Source organism: Nocardia sp. NPDC057663, assembly GCF_042799895.1.
Lineage (GTDB): Bacteria > Actinomycetota > Actinomycetes > Mycobacteriales > Mycobacteriaceae > Nocardia.
The window spans coordinates 19,070-36,173 of record NZ_JBHVHX010000031.1; the positions used below are offsets into that span (position 1 = coordinate 19,070).

Consider the following 17,104-nt stretch of genomic DNA (forward strand, 5'->3'; position numbering starts at 1 on the left):
TTACCGTTTCAACGTGACCCACCCGCCCCGGGTTCGAACCCGCGCCGAATCAGTGGAGACCTCGGGGGATTCCCTGATGTGGGTAGGTGGCCGGCGGGCTTACTGTCACGCAGGTGAAGGCGATCGTGCAGCGGGTATACGGCTCATCGGCGATGTTGAGCGTGGCGGAGGTCGAGCGGCCCGAGCCGGCGGAGGGGCAGGTGCTGGTCCGGGTGCGGGCGGCCTCGGTGAACGCGCGGGACTGGCATGTCATGCGGGGCGATCCGCTGATCGCGCGGTGGATGGATCGGTCGGTGTTCGCGCGGCGCGGGCCCGCGCAGCCGATCAACGGCGGCGATTTCGCGGGGATCGTCGAGTCGGTCGGGGCGGGGGTGACGGATCTGCGGCCGGGGGACGAGGTGTACGGGGAATCGATCAGCGGCGCGTTCGCCGAATACCTCGCGGTGGACGAGTCGGTGGTCAGCCCGAAACCGGCGGGGCTGACCTTCGAAGAGGCGGCGACGCTGCCGTTGGCCGCCAATACCGCGCTGACCTTGCTGCGCGACGTCGAGGCGGGGCAGCAGGTGCTGATCATCGGTGCCTCCGGCGGTGTCGGCACCTTCGCCGTGCAGATCGCGCTCGCCGCGGGCGCAGAGGTGACCGGGGTGTGCAGCACCCGCAATGTCGACCTGGTCCGTGCACTCGGTGCGCACCAGGTGGTCGACTACACCCGCGACACGGTGACCGGACGCTACGACACCGTGCTCGACCTGGCGGGCAGCCGCGCCCTGCGCGAGCTGCTGCGCCTGGTCGAGCCGACCGGCACCCTGGTGCTGTCCGGCGGCGGGAACTACAGCGGGGGAAGCACATTCGGTCCGATCGGACTGATGGCCCGCGCCCAGCTGAGCCGCCCGTTCGTGCGCCCGGCGATCCGGGTCCCGCTCGCACAGCAGAGCCGCGAAGCACTCGCCGAACTCCGCGAACTCGTCGACACGGGCAAGGTGCGTCCGATCATCGACCGGACGTACCCTCTCGACGAGGTCCCCGCCGCGATCCACTACATGGAAACCGAACACGCCAGGGCGAAGATCGCCATCACCGTCGGCTGAGCGCGATCACTGCAACCGGAACTCCATCATCGCGATCGCGTCGTCGACCGCGGTGATGAGGTTCGCCAACCGGATGTGCGGGTCCGGGGCCGACAGCGCCGCCTGGCGATCGGTGGGGCCGATCGGCAGGCGCGCGGCCAGCTCGTAGGAGCGGATTGTCGGGTTGTCGGAGAGGTCCTCCAGCGACGCCGACGGCGGTGGCCGCCGGATGCCGGAGCGGCGGGCGAGCTGCGCGGTCAGGGTGTGCAGTCGATCGGCGCGTTTGCGCAGGTCAGCCAACAGATCGGTATCGTCTGCGCCCACTTCGTCCGGCCACGCCCGCACCTCGGCCCGGGGATAAGGCGCGTCGGTGAGCCACTGCTCGACGCGGATACGGTCGCCGCCGAGGCAGCGCAGCCGGAACCGCGAGCCCGACAGTTCGACGACGTCGGTGATCCGGGCGACGACGCCGACATCGGTGCGCACGTCACCGCCGCCGACCTCGTGCCCGCGCGCGATGAGGACCACGCCGAACTCCGGTTCCCGGCGGCCATCGAGGCAGTCCTCGACCAGCGCGACATAGCGCGGCTCGAAGATCTGCAGCGACAGCGGCTCGCCGGGTAGCAGTACCGCCCCCAGCGGAAACATAGGAATCTCCACCGTCACAGCATGCCCGGTATCGCGCGTGCCGTGCCGATCCGACATGCTCGGTCGCCGTTCATCCCTTGGCGATCGCCTCGAACACGGTCGGGTCGACCAGGGTGGAGGTGTCGCCGAGTTCGCGGCCCTCGGCCACATCGCGCAGCAGCCTGCGCATGATCTTGCCGCTGCGGGTCTTGGGCAGCTCGGGCACGAGGTGGATCTCCCGCGGCCGGGCGATCGGGCTGATCTCCACCGAGACGGCCGCCTTGAGCTCGGTGACCAGCGTGTCGTCCGGTGCGGCCGACCCGGTGAGGATCACGAACGCGACGATGCCCTGCCCGGTCGTCGCGTCGGTCGCGCCGACCACGGCGGCCTCGGCCACGGCCGGGTGCCCGACGAGCGCGGATTCGACCTCGGCGGTGGAGATCCGGTGGCCGGAGACGTTCATGACATCGTCGACGCGCCCGAGGATCCACAGGTCACCGTCGGCGTCGAGCTTGGCGCCGTCGCCGGCGAAATACCAGCCCTCGGAAGCGAAACGCTGCCAATAGGTTTCGCGGAATCGATCCATGTCGTTCCAGATGCCACGCAGCATCGACGGCCACGGCTGATCCAGCACGAGCAGACCCGAGGCGTCGTTGCCGAGCGGGGTGCCGTCGTCATCGACGACCTTCGCCGAGATGCCCGGCAGCGGTGCGGTGGCCGCGCCCGGTTTGGTGGTGGTGACGCCGGGCAGCGGGGAGATCATGATGGCGCCGGTTTCGGTCTGCCACCAGGTGTCGACGATGGGGGTCTGGTTGGCGCCGATGACTTCTCGGTACCAGCGCCAGGCTTCGGGGTTGATGGGTTCGCCGACGGAGCCGAGCAGTCGCAGCGTGGACAGGTTGTGGGCGTCGGGGATCTCGCGGCCCCATTTCATGAAGGTGCGGATCAGGGTCGGCGCGGTGTAATAGATGGTGACGCCGTATTTTTCGATGATCTCGAAGTGGCGGTGCTCGTTGGGGGAGTTGGGGGTGCCTTCGTAGACGACCTGGGTGGCCCGGTTGGCGAGTGGTCCGTAGACGATGTAGCTGTGGCCGGTGACCCAGCCGATGTCGGCGGTGCACCAGTAGACGTCGTCGCCTGCTTTGTGGTCGAAGACGTTGTGGTGGGTGTAGGCGGCCTGGGTGAGGTAGCCGCCGGTGGTGTGCAGGATGCCTTTGGGTTTTCCGGTGGTGCCGGAGGTGTAGAGGATGAACAGGGGGTGCTCTGCGGGGAAGGGGTGCGCTTCGTGCGAAGGCGAAGCGAGAGAAACGGTTTCGTCCCACCACAGATCGCGGACCTCGGTCCACGGCACATCCAGACCCGTGCGCCGCACCACCAGCACATGCTCGACCGAGGACGGATCGTCGCCGAGCGCCTCGTCGACCGCCGACTTCAACGGCGCCGGCTTGCCGCGCCGCCACTGCCCGTCGGTGGTGACGATCAACCGCGCCTGCGCGTCGTCGACCCGCTGGCGCAGTGCCGTCGGCGAGAAGCCCGCGAACACGACCGAATGGGTGAGACCCAAACGCGCACACGCCAACATGGTCACGATCGCCTCGGGCACCATCGGCATGTACACCGCGACCCGATCACCGGCCACCAGGCCCAGCGCGGTGAAAGCGTTGGCAGCCCGCGATACTTCGTCGAGCAGTTCCTGATAGGTGATGTCGCGGGAATCGCCCGGCTCACCCTCCCAGTGGATGGCGACCTGGTCGCCGTGCCCGTCGATGACGTGCCGGTCGACGCAGTTGTAGGCGACATTGAGTTCACCGTCGCCGAACCAGCGCGCCACCGGGGCATCGCTCCAGTCCAGCACCTGGGTGAACGGCGTGTGCCAGTGCAGCCGGTTCGCCTGCTCGGCCCAGAAACCGTCGCGATCGGTCAGCGCCCGCTCGGCGAGGGTGGCGTCGGCATTGGCCTGCGCGACGAACTCCGCGGCGGGCGGATAGCTGGTCGCGTGGTCGGGCCGGGTGGGGTCGGTGACTGCACCGGTCACAAGAAATCTCCTTCGAACAACAGGGGTGAAACCCGTGCCGGTGGTGGGGGAACCACCACCGGCACGGGCAGGGCAACGTCAGTGCGAGATCGCCTTCTCCGCACCGACGCCGGTCAGTGCCCGCACTTCCATCTCCGCGGCCTTGGCGGTGTCGACCTGCTCGCCACGGCCACCGGCGAAGGTGCCGGCCACACCGAGCGCGAACGCCAGCGGGATGGACACGATGCCGGGGTTGGACAGCGGGAACCAGTGGAAATCGGTCCCGGTGATCATCGAGGTCTTGGTGCCCGACACCGCCGGGGAGAACACGATGAGCACGATGGTCGAGATCAGGCCGCCATACATCGACCACAGCGCGCCGGTGGTGTTGAACCGCTTCCAGAACAGCGAGTACAGGATCGTCGGCAGGTTCGCCGCCGCCGCCACCGCGAACGCCAGCGCCACCAGGAACGCGATGTTCTGGCCGTTGGCCAGGATGCCGAGGCCGATCGCGAGCACACCGATCACCACCGCGGTGATCCGCGAGACCCGCACCTGCTTGCGCTCGTCGACATTGCCCTTCTTGAGCACGCTGGCGTAGATGTCGTGGGCGAACGAGGCCGAGGCGGTGATCGTCAGACCGGCCACGACGGCGAGGATCGTCGCGAACGCGACCGCCGAGATCACGCCGAGCAGGATCACCCCGCCCAGTTCGAACGCCAGCAGCGGAGCCGCGGAGTTCTGACCGCCGGCCGCGGCGAGGATCTTGTCCGGGCCGACGATGGCGGCCGCGCCGTACCCGAGCACCAGGGTGAACAGGTAGAACGCGCCGATCAGGCTGATCGCCCAGACCACCGAGCGCCGAGCCTCTTTCGCGGTGGGCACCGTGTAGAAGCGCATCAGCACGTGCGGCAGACCCGCGGTGCCCAGCACCAGCGCCAGACCCAGCGACAGGAAGTTCAGCTTCGAGGTGTCGCTGCCGCCGTACTGGGCGCCCGGCGCGAGCACGTCACGGGCCGCGACGGCCTTGTTGGCCGACTCGCTCACCGATTCCTGTGCGGCGCCGAGGATGTCGGAGAAGTTGAAGCCGAACTTGGCCAGCACCAGCACCGTCATCAGCGCGGCGCCCGCGATCAGCAGCACCGCCTTGATGATCTGCACCCAGGTGGTGCCCTTCATGCCGCCGACCAGCACGTAGACGATCATCAGCAGGCCGACGATCGCGATCACGACCGATTGCCCTGCGCGCGAGGAGATGTCGAGCAGCAGCGCGACCAGGCCACCCGCGCCCGCCATCTGCGCGAGCAGGTAGAACAGCGACACGGTGAGGGTGGTCAGCGCGGCCGCGGTACGCACCGGGCCTTCCTTCAACCGGAAGCTGAGCACGTCGGCCATCGTGAATTTGCCGGTGTTACGCAGCATTTCGGCCACCAGCAGCAGGGCGACCAGCCAGGCGACGAGGAATCCGATGGAGTACAGGAACCCGTCGTAGCCGTAGACGGCGATCGCGCCCGCGATGCCGAGGAAGCTCGCCGCCGACAGGTAGTCACCGGCGATGGCGATGCCGTTCTGCGGACCGGAGAAGCCGCGGCCGCCGGTGAAATAGTCGGCGGCACTGGCATTGTTGCGGCTGGCCCGGATCACCACGACCATGGTGACCGCGACGAACAGCGCGAAGATGGCGATATTGGCGATGGGGTTGCCCACCGTCGTATCCGCGGCGAGCACGCTCATGCGCGACCCTCCTCGAGAGATTCGCGGATGGCCGCGGCGCGCGGGTCCAGCTCACGATTGGCGAAACGGACGTAGAGCCCGGTGATGAGGAACGTGGAGACGAACTGCCCGAGGCCGAGCAGCAGACCCACATTGATGTTGCCGAAGACCTTGGTCGCCATGAAGTCGTGCGCGTACGCGCCGAGCAGGACATAGCTCAGGTACCACAGCAGGAACAGCGCGGTCATCGGGAAGACGAAGCGGCGCAGGCGGTTGCGCAGCTCCTGGAACTGCGGGCTCGCCTGCACGGCGAGCCATTCGTCGGCACTCGGCGTGCGCCGGTCGGGCGCTTCTTCGGTGTCGGTTTCGGTCATGCCTGGTGGTCCTAGCGTGAGGAGTGTCGTGCGTGGGATGACCGTAGGGCAGCGAGCGTGAGTGCATGATGATGTGGCGCGGGTCACTCGGTGAAGGTGGTCGCTCGTGCGGTGAACGGTCGCTGTGGCGCGCCGAACGGTCAGCGCAAGATCACCGGTGGGCGGCGGATTCCGGGTCGCGGTCGGCGCTCATGCCGAGTCGTTCCGGCGCGTGCATGCGCAGGAAGATCCCCGCGATCGTCCGCTTGTCCTGCCCCTTCGTCAGCAGGCTGACCAGGATCGTCACCGCGAACGCCAGCGGCACACTGACCGCGCCCGGATAGTCGACGATCGCCGACGCCCAGCCGCCCGCCAGCTCGGGGGAGACCCCGCCCAGCACCGCGAGCACGGTCGCGCCGCCCGCGGTGATGCCGCCGGTGAGCAGGCCGCTCGCCGCGCCCGCCGCGGTGAGCCCGCGCCACCAGATGCCGAGCACCAGCAGTGGGCACAGGGTCGACGCGGCCACGGAGAACGCGAGCGCGACCGTGCGGGACAGGTCGAGCGTGGCGACGGTCAGCGCCAGCGTCAGGGGCACGAGCCCGGCGACGAGAGCGGCGGCGCGGAAGTCCCGGATCCGGCCGCGCAGCACGTCGGTGCTGAGCACGCCGGCGAGGCTGACCAGCAGACCCGAGGAGGTGGACAGGAACGCCGCGATCGCCCCCGCGGCGGCCAGGGCGGCGAGCAGTTGCCCGCCGAGTCCACCGAGCACCGCGCCCGGCAGCAGGACCACCGCGGCATCGGAGGCTCCGGTGATCAGCAATTGCGGCACGTACAGGCGGGCGAACACACCGAGCAGGATCGGGAACAGGTAGAACAGGCCGACCAGCCCGATCACGGTCAGCGCGGTCCGGCGGGCCGAGGGACCGTCCCGGTTGGTGTAGAAGCGGACCAGCACATGCGGCAGGCCCATGGTGCCGAGGAAGGTCGCCACGATCAGCGAGAACACCTGGTACTGCGGATGTTCGCCACCGAACCCGCCGCCCGCCGCCACCCAGCTCGCACCGTCGGCGGGCGCGCCGGCGACCACCGGGACCGCCGACCCGGCTTCGAGGATCAGCTCGGTGTCGGCGGCCAGCGTGTGATCGCCGGGGGTGAGCAGGACCGGACCGTCCTCGGTGCGCCCGTCCAGGGTGCCGGTGACGGTCACCTGCTGCGAAACATCCAGGTGCACCACCACATCGGTCGAGATGTCGACGGTCGTGCGCTGGTCGACCATCGACGGCGCCGGGGTGCCGACCGGCCGTTCGTCGGCGAGGAAATGCAGCCCGAGGACCAGTGCGGGCACCGCCACCGCCGTCAGTTTCAGCCAGTACTGGAACGCCTGCACCATGGTCACCGACCGCATACCGCCGCCGATCACATTCGCGAGCACGATCGCCCCGACCGCGACGGCACCGACCCAGGGCGGTGCCCCGAGCAGGATGTGTAGCGTCAGCCCCGCGCCCTGGAACTGCGGAATCAGATATACCGCGCACACCAGCACCACGAGCCCGGCGGCCATGCGCCGCAACCGGATCGAGCCCAGGCGGAACTCCGCGAAGTCCGGCACGGTGTACGCGCCCGATCGGCGCAACGGCGCCGCGACGAACATCAGCAGGCCCAGGTATCCGGCGGTGAAGCCCACCGGATACCAGAGCGCGTCGGCGCCGTACTTGGCGATGAGCCCGGCAACACCGAGAAACGAAGCAGCGGAGAGATATTCGCCCGAGATCGCGGCCGCATTCCAGCGCGAACCGACCGTCCGTGAGGCGACCAGGAAGTCGGACGTCGTGCGCGACAGGCGAACTCCGTAGAACCCGATCCCGACGGTGGCGAGTGCGGCCAGTAGCAGGGCGGCGATGGTGAGCGCGGGGTTGTCGGGACTCATCGTGAGCCTCCGCTCCGGGGACTGCGTCGAGGCATCGGTCAGTCCCCGGCCAGTTCCAGGAAGTCGTCCTCGTTGTGTTGGGCCAGCCGCACGTATACCCGGCCGACCGCGTAGAGCGCCGGAAAGGCCAGCACCCCGAGGACGAGCCAGGGCAGGCGGATACCGGCGACCGTCGTCTCGGCGATCGCGTCGATGCTGAACAGCACGGGTAGCGCGCCGAACCCGGCGACCACGACCAGCCCGAGGCGGAGCGCGAGGCCCAGTTGCGCGCGGATCAGTCCGCCGATCAGCGCCGCGCCGAGATCGGTCTGCTCGACCACCTCGGTGCGGGTGCGCACCTGACGTGCCCCACGCCGCTGCGCCAGCACCACCCGTTCCCGTGGTGGCCGCTGCGGACCTGTCACCGTTGCGACCAGTTCTGTCGCGGACCGTGCACCAGCCGCTGCTTGAGTTCGCGCACCTGCCGCCTGCTCACCGGCAGCTCCACCGCCCCGGCCGCGCCCTCGGCACGCAGACAGACCACGGTCCCGTTCCCCGCGCTGCGCAGCCCGGTGACCAGGCGCAAAGCAACCAGATATGACCGGTGCACGCGCAGGAATCCCGCATCCTCCCACCGTGATTCGAGCGCCGAAAGCGGGATCCGCACCAGATGCGACCCGCTCCCGGTATGCAGCCGCGCGTAATCGCCATCAGCCTCGACCCACGCGACATCGGCCCGGTTCACCAGCGTGGTGACCCCACCGAGCTCCACCGGAATCACCTCACTAGGATGCGCAGGCGCCGGCGGCGCGACCGCAGGCACCGACACCCTGGCGGCAACGATCCGCCGCACCGCCTCGGCCAGCCGCGCCGCCCGCAACGGTTTCAGCAGATAATCCACCGCCCCCAGATCGAACGCGGCCACCGCGTGATCGTCATGCGCCGTCACGAACACCACCGCGGGCGGCTCCGCGAACTCCGACAGAATCCCCGCCAGCTCCATCCCCGTGAGCCCCGGCATATCGATATCGAGAAACACCGCATCGATCGGATGCGCCCGCAACAACCGCAACGCACTCGTCGACTCACCCGCCCGATGAATCTCCCCGACCCCGCTCTGGGTGCTCAGCAGATACACCAGCTCATCGAGCGCCGGCTTCTCGTCATCGACGGCGAGCACCCGCAGAGCGGTCGGGGGTTCATCGGTGTTCCAGGTCACAGCCCGTCCATGGTAACCGCCGTTTCCGGACACGGTGCTCACGCCGGTCCATGCGTCCGGGGTCGAACCGTATCTGCGGCCGGTCGTGCTGTGAGAACGCTGACGACGAACTGGTGTCAGGCGCGGATTCCGGCGCGGAATTTCGGTACCCGCATGCTGACTTTCGTGCCCGCGCCGGGGGCGGTGTCCACGACCAGGCCGTAGTCGTTGCCGAAGGCGGCGCGGAGGCGGTCGTCGACGTTGGCGAGGCCGACGTGGGCGGCTTCGCCGGTGCGGGCGGGGCCGGTGTCGGTGTCGACGGCGTCGAGGGCGCCGGAGCGCAGTAGTTCGGGGTCCATGCCGATGCCGTCGTCCTCGACGCTGATCAGGCAGTCGGTGCCCTCGTCGCTGGCCACGATGCTCAACTGCCCGCCGCGGGCGCCGCCGCCGAGGCCGTGCCGGACCGCGTTCTCGACCAGTGGTTGCAGGGCGAGAAACGGCAGCACGACACCGAGCACCTCCGGCGCGATCTGCAACCGCACGTCGAGTGCGTCGCCGAAGCGAGCCTGTTCCAGCGCGAGGTAGCGCTCGATATTGCGCAGTTCGTCGGCGAGGACGGTGAATTCGCCTGCGGCACGGAAGGAATAGCGGGTGAAATCGGCGAATTCGAGGATGAGTTCGCGGGCGCGGTCGGGGTCGGTGCGGACGAACGAGGCGATCGTGTTGAGCGCGTTGTAGATGAAATGGGGACTGATCTGGGCTCGCAGCGCACGAAGTTCGGCCCGGTCGACGCGGGCGCGGGAGGCGTCCAGCTCGGCAAGCTCCAGCTGCCCGCAGGCGTATCGAGCCACCTCGCCCGCCGCCCCGAGCATGCCGGGCCCCGGCTTCCCGGTGGTCACCATCCCTAGGGCCCCCACCGCCGCCCCCGTGTCGATCAGCAGCGGCTGCGCGATGAGCGAATGCTCGTCTCCGGTGATCAATACCGCCCGCTCGTCGGCGATCGCCCGCCGCGCCGCGTCGGCGAACGCGTCGACCATCCCCGTATGCGGCCCGTCCCACGCCAGCAGCGTCGCCTCGGCGTCTACCACCCCCAGCGCCTCGGCCCCGGCCAGCGCCCGCAGATGCGGCGCCGCCTCCTGCGCCGAGTCCGCCGTCAACCCCCGCCGCAACGGCACCGCGGCCAGCGACGCGGTATGCAACGCCTGATGAACGGCCCGCTGAGCAGGCGTGGTCACCACCCGCTGCGTCCGCCGCCACACCAGCCACGCGGTGATCAGGACGATCACCACACACGCCAGCACCACCGCCGTGGTCGTCACCGTGCGCTCCCGTCTGCCCGCGTCATGAACCGGCCACCGTGAATCCGCGGCGGCCGCCGGGCACGACCATCATCGACTCGGCCGGACACCCCTCGCCACCCGGTGCGGACATGCGCCGATTATTGCCGCGGGCCGGCACCGTGCGCCGGTGACGTCGACAGGCGGCCGTGCGCCGGGTGCACCGCCGAGGAACTAGCGGAAAACAGACGTTGCCCAGGACTCGCCGGTGACCTTCGACACGACACGCCGGACCGTGCCAGGGCGGGGGCGGGACGCCCGTGTGGCACGGGAAAAGTTGTCGGACCCCCGTGCATAGAATGCCAAGGCCAACCCCCGTCGACACCCTGGGAGGAAGGACCGTCTTGGCCTCGTCCGGATCGTTCGTTCACCTGCACAACCACACCGAGTACTCCATGCTCGATGGTGCGGCGAAGATTTCGCCGCTGTTCGCGGAGGCGGAACGGCTGGGCATGACCGCCGTCGGCATGACCGACCACGGCAACATGTACGGCGCCTCGGAGTTCTACAACAGTGCCAAGAAGGCGGGCATCAAGCCGATCATCGGCATCGAGGCCTACATCGCGCCGGGTTCCCGGTTCGACACCAAGCGCGTGCAGTGGGGTGATCCGGGGCAGAAGGGCGACGACGTCTCGGGTTCGGGTGCCTACACCCACATGACGATGGTCGCCGAGAACGCGACCGGCCTGCGCAACCTGTTCAAGCTGTCGAGCCTGGCCTCCATCGAGGGCCAGCTGGGCAAGTGGGCGCGGATGGACGAGGAGATCATCGCCCAGCACGCGGAGGGCATCATCGCCACGACGGGCTGCCCGTCGGGTGAGGTGCAGACCCGGCTGCGTCTCGGTCACGAACGCGAGGCGCTCGAGGCCGCCGCGAAGTGGCAGGAGATCTTCGGCAAGGAGAACTTCTTCCTCGAGGTGATGGACCACGGTCTGTCGATCGAGCGCCGGGTCCGCGAGGGCCTGATCAATGTCAGCAAGCAGCTCGACATTCCGCCGATCGCCACCAACGACTGCCATTACGTCACCAAGGACCAGTCGACCAATCACGAAGCGCTGCTGTGCATCCAGACCGGCAAGACGCTCTCGGACCCGACCCGCTTCAAGTTCGACGGTGACGGCTACTACCTGAAGTCCGCCGCGGAGATGCGCGCCATCTGGGACGCGGAAGTCCCCGGCGCGTGCGACAACACCGAGCTCATCGGCGACCGCGTGCAGTCCTACGACGACGTGTGGGCCCACCGCGACCGGATGCCGATCTTCCCGGTGCCCGAGGGCCACACCCAGGCCACCTGGCTGCGCAAGGAAGTCCTCGACGGCCTGGATCGCCGCTTCCCCGACGGCCCGCCGCAGGATTACCTCGCGCGCGCCGACTACGAGCTCGGCGTCATCTGCGAAATGGGTTTCCCCGCCTACTTCCTCGTCGTCGGTGACCTGATCCGCCACGCCCTCGACGTCGGCATCCGCGTCGGCCCCGGCCGTGGTTCGGCCGCGGGCTCGCTCGTCGCGTACGCGATGGGCATCACCAATATCGACCCGATCCCGCACGGTCTGCTGTTCGAGCGGTTCCTCAACCCCGAGCGCGTCTCGATGCCCGATATCGATATCGACTTCGACGATCGCCGCCGCGGCGAGATGGTCCGCTACGCCACCGACAAGTGGGGCAGCGACCGCGTCGCCCAGGTGATCACCTTCGGCACCATCAAGACCAAGGCCGCGATCAAGGACTCCGCGCGAGTCCTGTTCGGCCAGCCCGGTTTCGCCATCGCCGACCAGATCACCAAGGCGCTGCCGCCGCCGATCATGGCCAAGGACATCTCGGTCTCCGGCATCACCGACCCCGACCACGAGCGGTACAAGGAAGCCGCCGAGGTCCGCGAGCTCATCGGCTCCAACCCCGACGTCGCCAAGATCTACGAGACCGCGCGCGGCCTGGAAGGCCTGATCCGCAATGCCGGCGTGCACGCCTGCGCGGTCATCATGTCCTCGGAGCCGCTGACCGACGCCATCCCGGTGTGGAAGCGCGCGCAGGACGGCGCGATCATCACCGGCTGGGACTACCCGTCGTGTGAGGCCATCGGCCTGCTGAAGATGGACTTCCTGGGTCTGCGCAACCTCACCGTCATCGGTGACGCCCTGGAGAACATCAAGGCCAACCGCGGCATCGATCTCGACATGGATCACCTGCCGCTCAACGACCCGGCCACCTACGAACTGCTCGCCCGCGGCGACACCCTCGGCGTGTTCCAGCTCGACGGCAGTGCCATGCGCGATCTGCTGCGCCGCATGCAGCCCACCGGCTTCGAGGACATCGTGGCCGTGCTGGCGCTGTACCGCCCCGGCCCGATGGGCATGAACGCCCACAACGACTACGCCGACCGCAAGAACGGCCGCCAAGAGGTCAAGCCGATCCACCCCGAGCTCGAAGAGCCGCTGAAAGAGATCCTCGCCGATACCTTCGGCCTGATCGTCTATCAGGAACAGATCATGCAGATCGCGCAGAAGGTCGCCGGGTACTCGCTCGGCCAGGCCGATATTCTGCGCCGCGCCATGGGTAAGAAGAAGCTCTCGGTGCTGGAGGAGGCCTACGCGGGCTTCCGCGAGGGCATGCTCAAGAACGACTTCTCCGAGCCGGCGATCAAGGCGCTGTGGGACACCATCCTTCCGTTCGCCGGCTACGCGTTCAACAAATCGCACGCCGCCGGCTACGGCCTGGTCTCCTTCTGGACCGCCTACCTCAAGGCCAACTATCCGGCCGAGTACATGGCGGGTCTGCTCACCTCCGTCGGTGACGACAAGGACAAGGCCGCGATCTACCTGTCGGACTGCCGCAAGATGGGCATCACGGTGCTCCCGCCGGACGTCAACGAGTCCGAGCAGAACTTCGCCTCGGTCGGCAAAGACATCCGCTTCGGTCTGGGCGCGGTCCGCAATGTCGGCGCCAACGTGGTGTCCTCGATCATCGCCGCGCGCAAGGAGAAGTCGAAGTTCACCGACTTCTCCGACTACCTGAACAAGATCGACGCGCTGGCCTGCTCCAAGAAGGTCACCGAATCGCTCATCAAGGCAGGCGGTTTCGACTCCCTCGGGCATCCGCGCAAGGGCCTGCTGCTGATCCATTCCGATGCGATCGACGCGGTGATGTCGACGAAGAAGGCCGAGGCGATCGGCCAGTTCGACCTGTTCGGCGGCTTGGACGACGGCGACGACTCGGTCGCCTCGGTGTTCAACGTGAAGGTCCCCGAGGACGAGTGGGAGACCAAGCACAAGCTCGCGCTCGAGCGAGAGATGCTGGGCCTCTACGTCTCCGGGCATCCGCTCAACGGCGTCGAGCACGTGCTGGCCGCCCAGGTCGACACCCCCATCCCGGCGATCCTGGAAGGCGACGTCAAGGACGGCGCGCAGGTGACCATCGGCGGCATCCTCGCCTCGGTGAACCGGCGCATCAACAAGAACGGCCTGGCCTGGGCCTCGGCGCAGCTCGAGGACCTCACCGGTGGCGTGGAGGTGCTGTTCTTCCCGCAGTCGTACTCGGTCTACGGCATGGACGTGGTCGAGGACGCGGTCGTGCTGGTCAAGGCCCGCGTCTCCGTCCGCGACGACCGGATCTCGCTGATCGCCAACGACCTTGTGGTGCCGGACCTTTCGGCCATCGGCGTGGCCAAGCCGGTAGCGGTCGTCATGACGACTCGCATGTGCACCCCCGACAAGATCGGTGAGCTCAAGAAGGTCCTGTCGCGCCACCCCGGTACCTCGGATGTGCACGTCCGCCACGTCGGCGCGCGCGAGAAGACGACCTTGCTGAAGCTCGACGACAGCTGGCGGGTCTCCCCGTCCTCGGCGTTGATGGGTGATCTGAAGGCCCTGCTCGGTCCCGGCTGCCTGGGCTGACTCTCGGTCATCGCACTGGATCCGCCGGGTCACGGCGGGTGCTGATCGAAACGCGGCGGACGACGGGCTAGCGTCGAGAGACGTGACGACAGCGACTCGACTCGACTCACCTCTGCGGTCATCGACGCGCGTTCCCGCGCGGCCGGGGCGATCGGTGTTGCTCGTCGCGGCCGCGCTGATCGTGGCCCAGCTGGTGCTGCGTAGCTGGGTCGCCGCGTCGGGGTTCTTCTACTGGGACGATTTCATCCTGATCGGCGAGGTGGGCAGGCACCCGCTGTGGTCGGCCGAGCTGCTGTTCACCAGCCATGACGGGCATGTGATGCCGTTGGCGTTCGTGCTGACCTGGGCGGTGACCGCGGTGGCGCCATTGCAGTGGGGTGCGGCGGCAGTGGTGCTGGTTGTGCTCCAAATGTTCGCCTCGCTGGCGGTGCTGCGGTTGGTCGTCGTGCTGCTCGGGACCGGCGCGCGGATGTTGGTGCCGCTGGTCTTCTACCTGTTCGTGCCGTTGACGGTGCCCGCGTTCGCCTGGTGGTCGGCCGCGGTGAACGCCCTGCCGTTGCAGATCGCGCTCGCCTGGGTGAGCGCGGACGCGGTGCTGCTGGTGCGGACCGGGCGCAGGCGGTACGCGGTGTCGGGCGCCGCGGTGTTCGCGGTGGCGCTGCTGTGCTTCGAGAAGGCGGTCGTCGTGCTGCCGGTCGCGTTCGTGGTGGTGGCGCTGCTGGCGTACGTGGCGGGAGACTCGGTGCGGGCGGCTGCTCGGCGCGGTGCGGCCTTGTGGACAGCCGCGGGCGCGGTCCTGCTGGCCTGGTCGGCGTTCTTCCTGCTCGTCATCCAGCGCCCGCGCGGACTGTCCCGGCCCGAACAACCCACCGCGCTGCTGCGACAGGCGCTCTCGGACGGCCTGGTGCCCGCCCTGTTCGGCGGACCGTGGCGCTGGGAACGCTGGCAACCGGCGACCCCGTGGGCGGACCCGCCGGGTATCGCGGTCGCCCTGTGCTGGGCGGCGCTGATCCTGTTCGCGGCGTGGACGATCCGCACGCGCGTCCGGGTCGGCGTGGTCTGGGCGTGCATGGCCGCCTACACCGTGCTGACCGTCGCGCCCGTGGTGGTGCTGCGCGACGGGCCGGGCACCGCGGCGCTGCTGCTGCAGTCCATCCGCTATTTCGCGGACTTCGCCGTCATCGCCTGCCTGGGTCTCGCGGTGATCATGACTGCCTTGCGCGATGCACCTCGCGAAACGAGAACTGCTGCCGCATCGGCTGATTCGTTCGCCGCGTCGACGCTTTCCCGAAGTCGCATCGGCGCTGCCGGCATGGACAACGCGGGAAGAGCTGCCGACGTGGGCAGGCCTGTCGACGTGGGCGATGTGGGGAACGCTGGAAACGCGGGCAGCGCTGCTGACGTGGGCGGTGTGGGCGACCTTCGCATCGGCGGCGACGCTCGTGGCTACCGGGATGTTCACCGCAGTGCCGGGCTCGCGGGGCAGGAGCTTCCGGTGCGGCGCAGCGCGGGCGTGGCGGTGACCATGATCTTCCTGGTGAGCAGTGTGTTTTCGACTGTCACCTTCACCCGATCGTCGGAGCCGAGTCCCGCCCGCACGTACGTCACCGGTGTCCGTGCCGCGCTACCGGGCGTGGACGCACCGCTGCTGCCGCAAGAGGTCCCGTGGAATGTGCTGAACCCCCTGGCCTTTCCACAGAACATGACCGACCAGGTGTTCGCCTCGCTCGCCGGGCCCGGCACCTTCGCCCGGTCGACACCCCACCTGCGGATGTTCACCGACGACGGCCGGCTCGTCGATGCCCAGGTCTGGTGGAACCGCTCGATCGTGCCCGCCCCCGAACCCGGATGCGGCTACCGGGTGGCGGGAGGAGAGGCGGTGCGGCTCCCGCTGGACGGTCCGATGCAGATCCGCGAGTGGACCGCCCAGCTGAACTACCTGGCCGATCGTGACGGCACGATCGCCGTGTCGTTCGAAGGCGGCGCCGAAACCGTCGCCGAGGTGCGGGCCGGGCTGCATCCCGGCTATCTCCGCATGCTCGGCGGCGGTTCGGCACTGCGCGTCCGCGCACTCACCCCCGGCATCGAATTGTGCTTCGGCGCAGGACCCGTCGGTGTGGTGGCACACGACTGATGCAGGTCAGGCCTCGTCGACCGCGGCCGCGGCGATATCCCGCAACTGCGTCGCCAGCGGTTCCGCCGCCACCGCAGCGGCCCGCTTCAACGCCACGGGATCGGCCACGGTCCGCGCGGCATGCAGCAGCGCGTCCGGGTCCAGTACCTGGAGACAACCGGTCAACTGCTCGTCGGTGGCCACTTCGATGATCGAGCCGAGGGTGAGCCAGTCCTCGCGGGTGGCGAGCTCGCGGCTCACGGCCAGCGACATGTCCATCGGCAGTCTGGCGATCAATTCCGCCGACCGCTGCAGATCGAGGAAGGCGGCGGCTCTGGCCAGGAATTCGGGGCGCAGCCGTCGCGCCACCGAGATCGCGCGTGGGATGTCGAGCACGCTGGCCAGGTGGGCGGTCATCAGCACGCTGTCGCTGTGGGTGGCGACCTTGGCGGCGACGGGGGCGGGCAGTACCCGGACCGCGGCGAGGATCTTGCCGAGACCGTCGGCGGTGGAGTCGAAGAAATAGCCGGTCACCAGCCGTCGGAAGGTGTCGATATCGGCGGCGGGAGCGTCGGCGAGGAAGCTCAGGCGTTCGTCGGGGACGTCGAGCGCGGCGGCGAGCCGGGAGATGGCGACGGCGGCCGCGGTCACAGTCCCACCACCTTGCGCACCGCGCCGCGCAGGAAGACGGGCAGGTTGTCGAGGGCGCCGAAGGCATCGGCGGCGAGCGCGTCGATGCGGTGCTGCAGTCCGGCCTCGACCAGTCCGGTCAGGTCGGCGAGCTGCTCGGGGGTCAGCTCGGCGAAGCTCGGTGGCAGCGGGGAATTCAGCAGTCGACCGAGGTCGTCGGCGGGGGATTCGGTCATCGTGCCCTCCTGGATGGCAG

13 protein-coding genes are annotated in these 17,104 nt (G+C 68.8%); 3 read left to right on the forward strand and 10 right to left on the reverse strand.

The annotated features are described in order from the left end of the window. The first annotated feature begins 113 nt into the window (after positions 1-113). The gene (locus tag ACFVAV_RS33590; protein WP_379039661.1) at positions 114-1,088 is read left to right on the forward strand and encodes an NAD(P)-dependent alcohol dehydrogenase; all 975 of its coding nucleotides are present in this window, start codon (positions 114-116) and stop codon (positions 1,086-1,088) included. Positions 1,089-1,094: 6 nt separating this feature from the next. Here the strand turns inward: ACFVAV_RS33590 and ACFVAV_RS33595 are convergent, their stop codons facing one another. The 8 genes from ACFVAV_RS33595 to ACFVAV_RS33630 form a co-directional block, all read right to left on the reverse strand. Continuing rightward, positions 1,095-1,727, reverse strand: coding sequence for an LON peptidase substrate-binding domain-containing protein (locus ACFVAV_RS33595; protein ID WP_379039662.1), 633 nt, complete (start codon positions 1,725-1,727; stop codon positions 1,095-1,097). Between the two features lie 58 nt (positions 1,728-1,785). Beyond that, on the reverse strand, positions 1,786-3,729 hold the full coding sequence (gene acs / locus ACFVAV_RS33600) for an acetate--CoA ligase (protein WP_379039663.1): 1,944 nt from the start codon (positions 3,727-3,729) through the stop codon (positions 1,786-1,788). A gap of 78 nt (positions 3,730-3,807) precedes the next feature. Beyond that, positions 3,808-5,442 (reverse strand): cation acetate symporter, encoded by a 1,635-nt coding sequence (locus ACFVAV_RS33605; protein ID WP_379039664.1) that lies wholly within the window; start codon positions 5,440-5,442, stop codon positions 3,808-3,810. After that, entirely contained in the window at positions 5,439-5,795 is a 357-nt protein-coding gene (locus ACFVAV_RS33610) for a DUF485 domain-containing protein (protein ID WP_379039666.1), read from the reverse strand. The genes ACFVAV_RS33605 and ACFVAV_RS33610 overlap by 4 nt, the downstream gene beginning before the upstream one ends. A gap of 151 nt (positions 5,796-5,946) precedes the next feature. After that, complete coding sequence (locus tag ACFVAV_RS33615; protein WP_379039667.1) at positions 5,947-7,701, reverse strand: cation acetate symporter; 1,755 nt, start codon at positions 7,699-7,701, stop codon at positions 5,947-5,949. Between the two features lie 38 nt (positions 7,702-7,739). Continuing rightward, a complete protein-coding gene (locus ACFVAV_RS33620; protein ID WP_379039668.1) occupies positions 7,740-8,105 on the reverse strand; it encodes a hypothetical protein in 366 nt (121 codons plus the stop codon). Further along, positions 8,102-8,899 (reverse strand): LytR/AlgR family response regulator transcription factor, encoded by a 798-nt coding sequence (locus tag ACFVAV_RS33625; RefSeq protein WP_379039670.1) that lies wholly within the window; start codon positions 8,897-8,899, stop codon positions 8,102-8,104. Before ACFVAV_RS33625 ends, ACFVAV_RS33620 begins: the two co-directional genes overlap by 4 nt. A gap of 116 nt (positions 8,900-9,015) precedes the next feature. After that, entirely contained in the window at positions 9,016-10,197 is a 1,182-nt protein-coding gene (locus tag ACFVAV_RS33630; RefSeq protein WP_379039672.1) for a sensor histidine kinase, read from the reverse strand. A gap of 317 nt (positions 10,198-10,514) precedes the next feature. Here ACFVAV_RS33630 and dnaE point away from each other — a divergent pair, with 317 nt between their 5' ends. Beyond that, positions 10,515-14,105: a DNA polymerase III subunit alpha gene (dnaE, locus tag ACFVAV_RS33635; RefSeq protein WP_379039673.1), complete on the forward strand. Its 3,591-nt coding sequence runs from the start codon at positions 10,515-10,517 to the stop codon at positions 14,103-14,105. Positions 14,106-14,187: 82 nt separating this feature from the next. After that, positions 14,188-16,239 (forward strand): hypothetical protein, encoded by a 2,052-nt coding sequence (locus tag ACFVAV_RS33640; protein WP_379039674.1) that lies wholly within the window; start codon positions 14,188-14,190, stop codon positions 16,237-16,239. Between the two features lie 6 nt (positions 16,240-16,245). Here the strand turns inward: ACFVAV_RS33640 and ACFVAV_RS33645 are convergent, their stop codons facing one another. Both ACFVAV_RS33645 and ACFVAV_RS33650 read right to left on the reverse strand, forming a co-directional pair. Continuing rightward, the gene (locus ACFVAV_RS33645; protein ID WP_379039675.1) at positions 16,246-16,869 is read right to left on the reverse strand and encodes a hypothetical protein; all 624 of its coding nucleotides are present in this window, start codon (positions 16,867-16,869) and stop codon (positions 16,246-16,248) included. Next, positions 16,866-17,084, reverse strand: a complete 219-nt coding sequence (locus tag ACFVAV_RS33650) for a hypothetical protein (RefSeq protein WP_379039676.1) — start codon at positions 17,082-17,084, stop codon at positions 16,866-16,868. The genes ACFVAV_RS33645 and ACFVAV_RS33650 overlap by 4 nt, the downstream gene beginning before the upstream one ends. Between the last annotated feature and the right edge of the window lie 20 nt (positions 17,085-17,104).

Coding starts and splice junctions, on each gene's coding strand:
- ACFVAV_RS33605 (WP_379039664.1), bottom strand. CDS start 5,442: ATGAGCGTGCTCGCCGCGGATACGACGGTGGGCAACCCCATCGCCAAT.
- ACFVAV_RS33610 (WP_379039666.1), bottom strand. CDS start 5,795: ATGACCGAAACCGACACCGAAGAAGCGCCCGACCGGCGCACGCCGAGT.
- ACFVAV_RS33615 (WP_379039667.1), bottom strand. CDS start 7,701: ATGAGTCCCGACAACCCCGCGCTCACCATCGCCGCCCTGCTACTGGCC.
- dnaE (WP_379039673.1), top strand. CDS start 10,515: ATGCCAAGGCCAACCCCCGTCGACACCCTGGGAGGAAGGACCGTCTTG.
- ACFVAV_RS33650 (WP_379039676.1), bottom strand. CDS start 17,084: ATGACCGAATCCCCCGCCGACGACCTCGGTCGACTGCTGAATTCCCCG.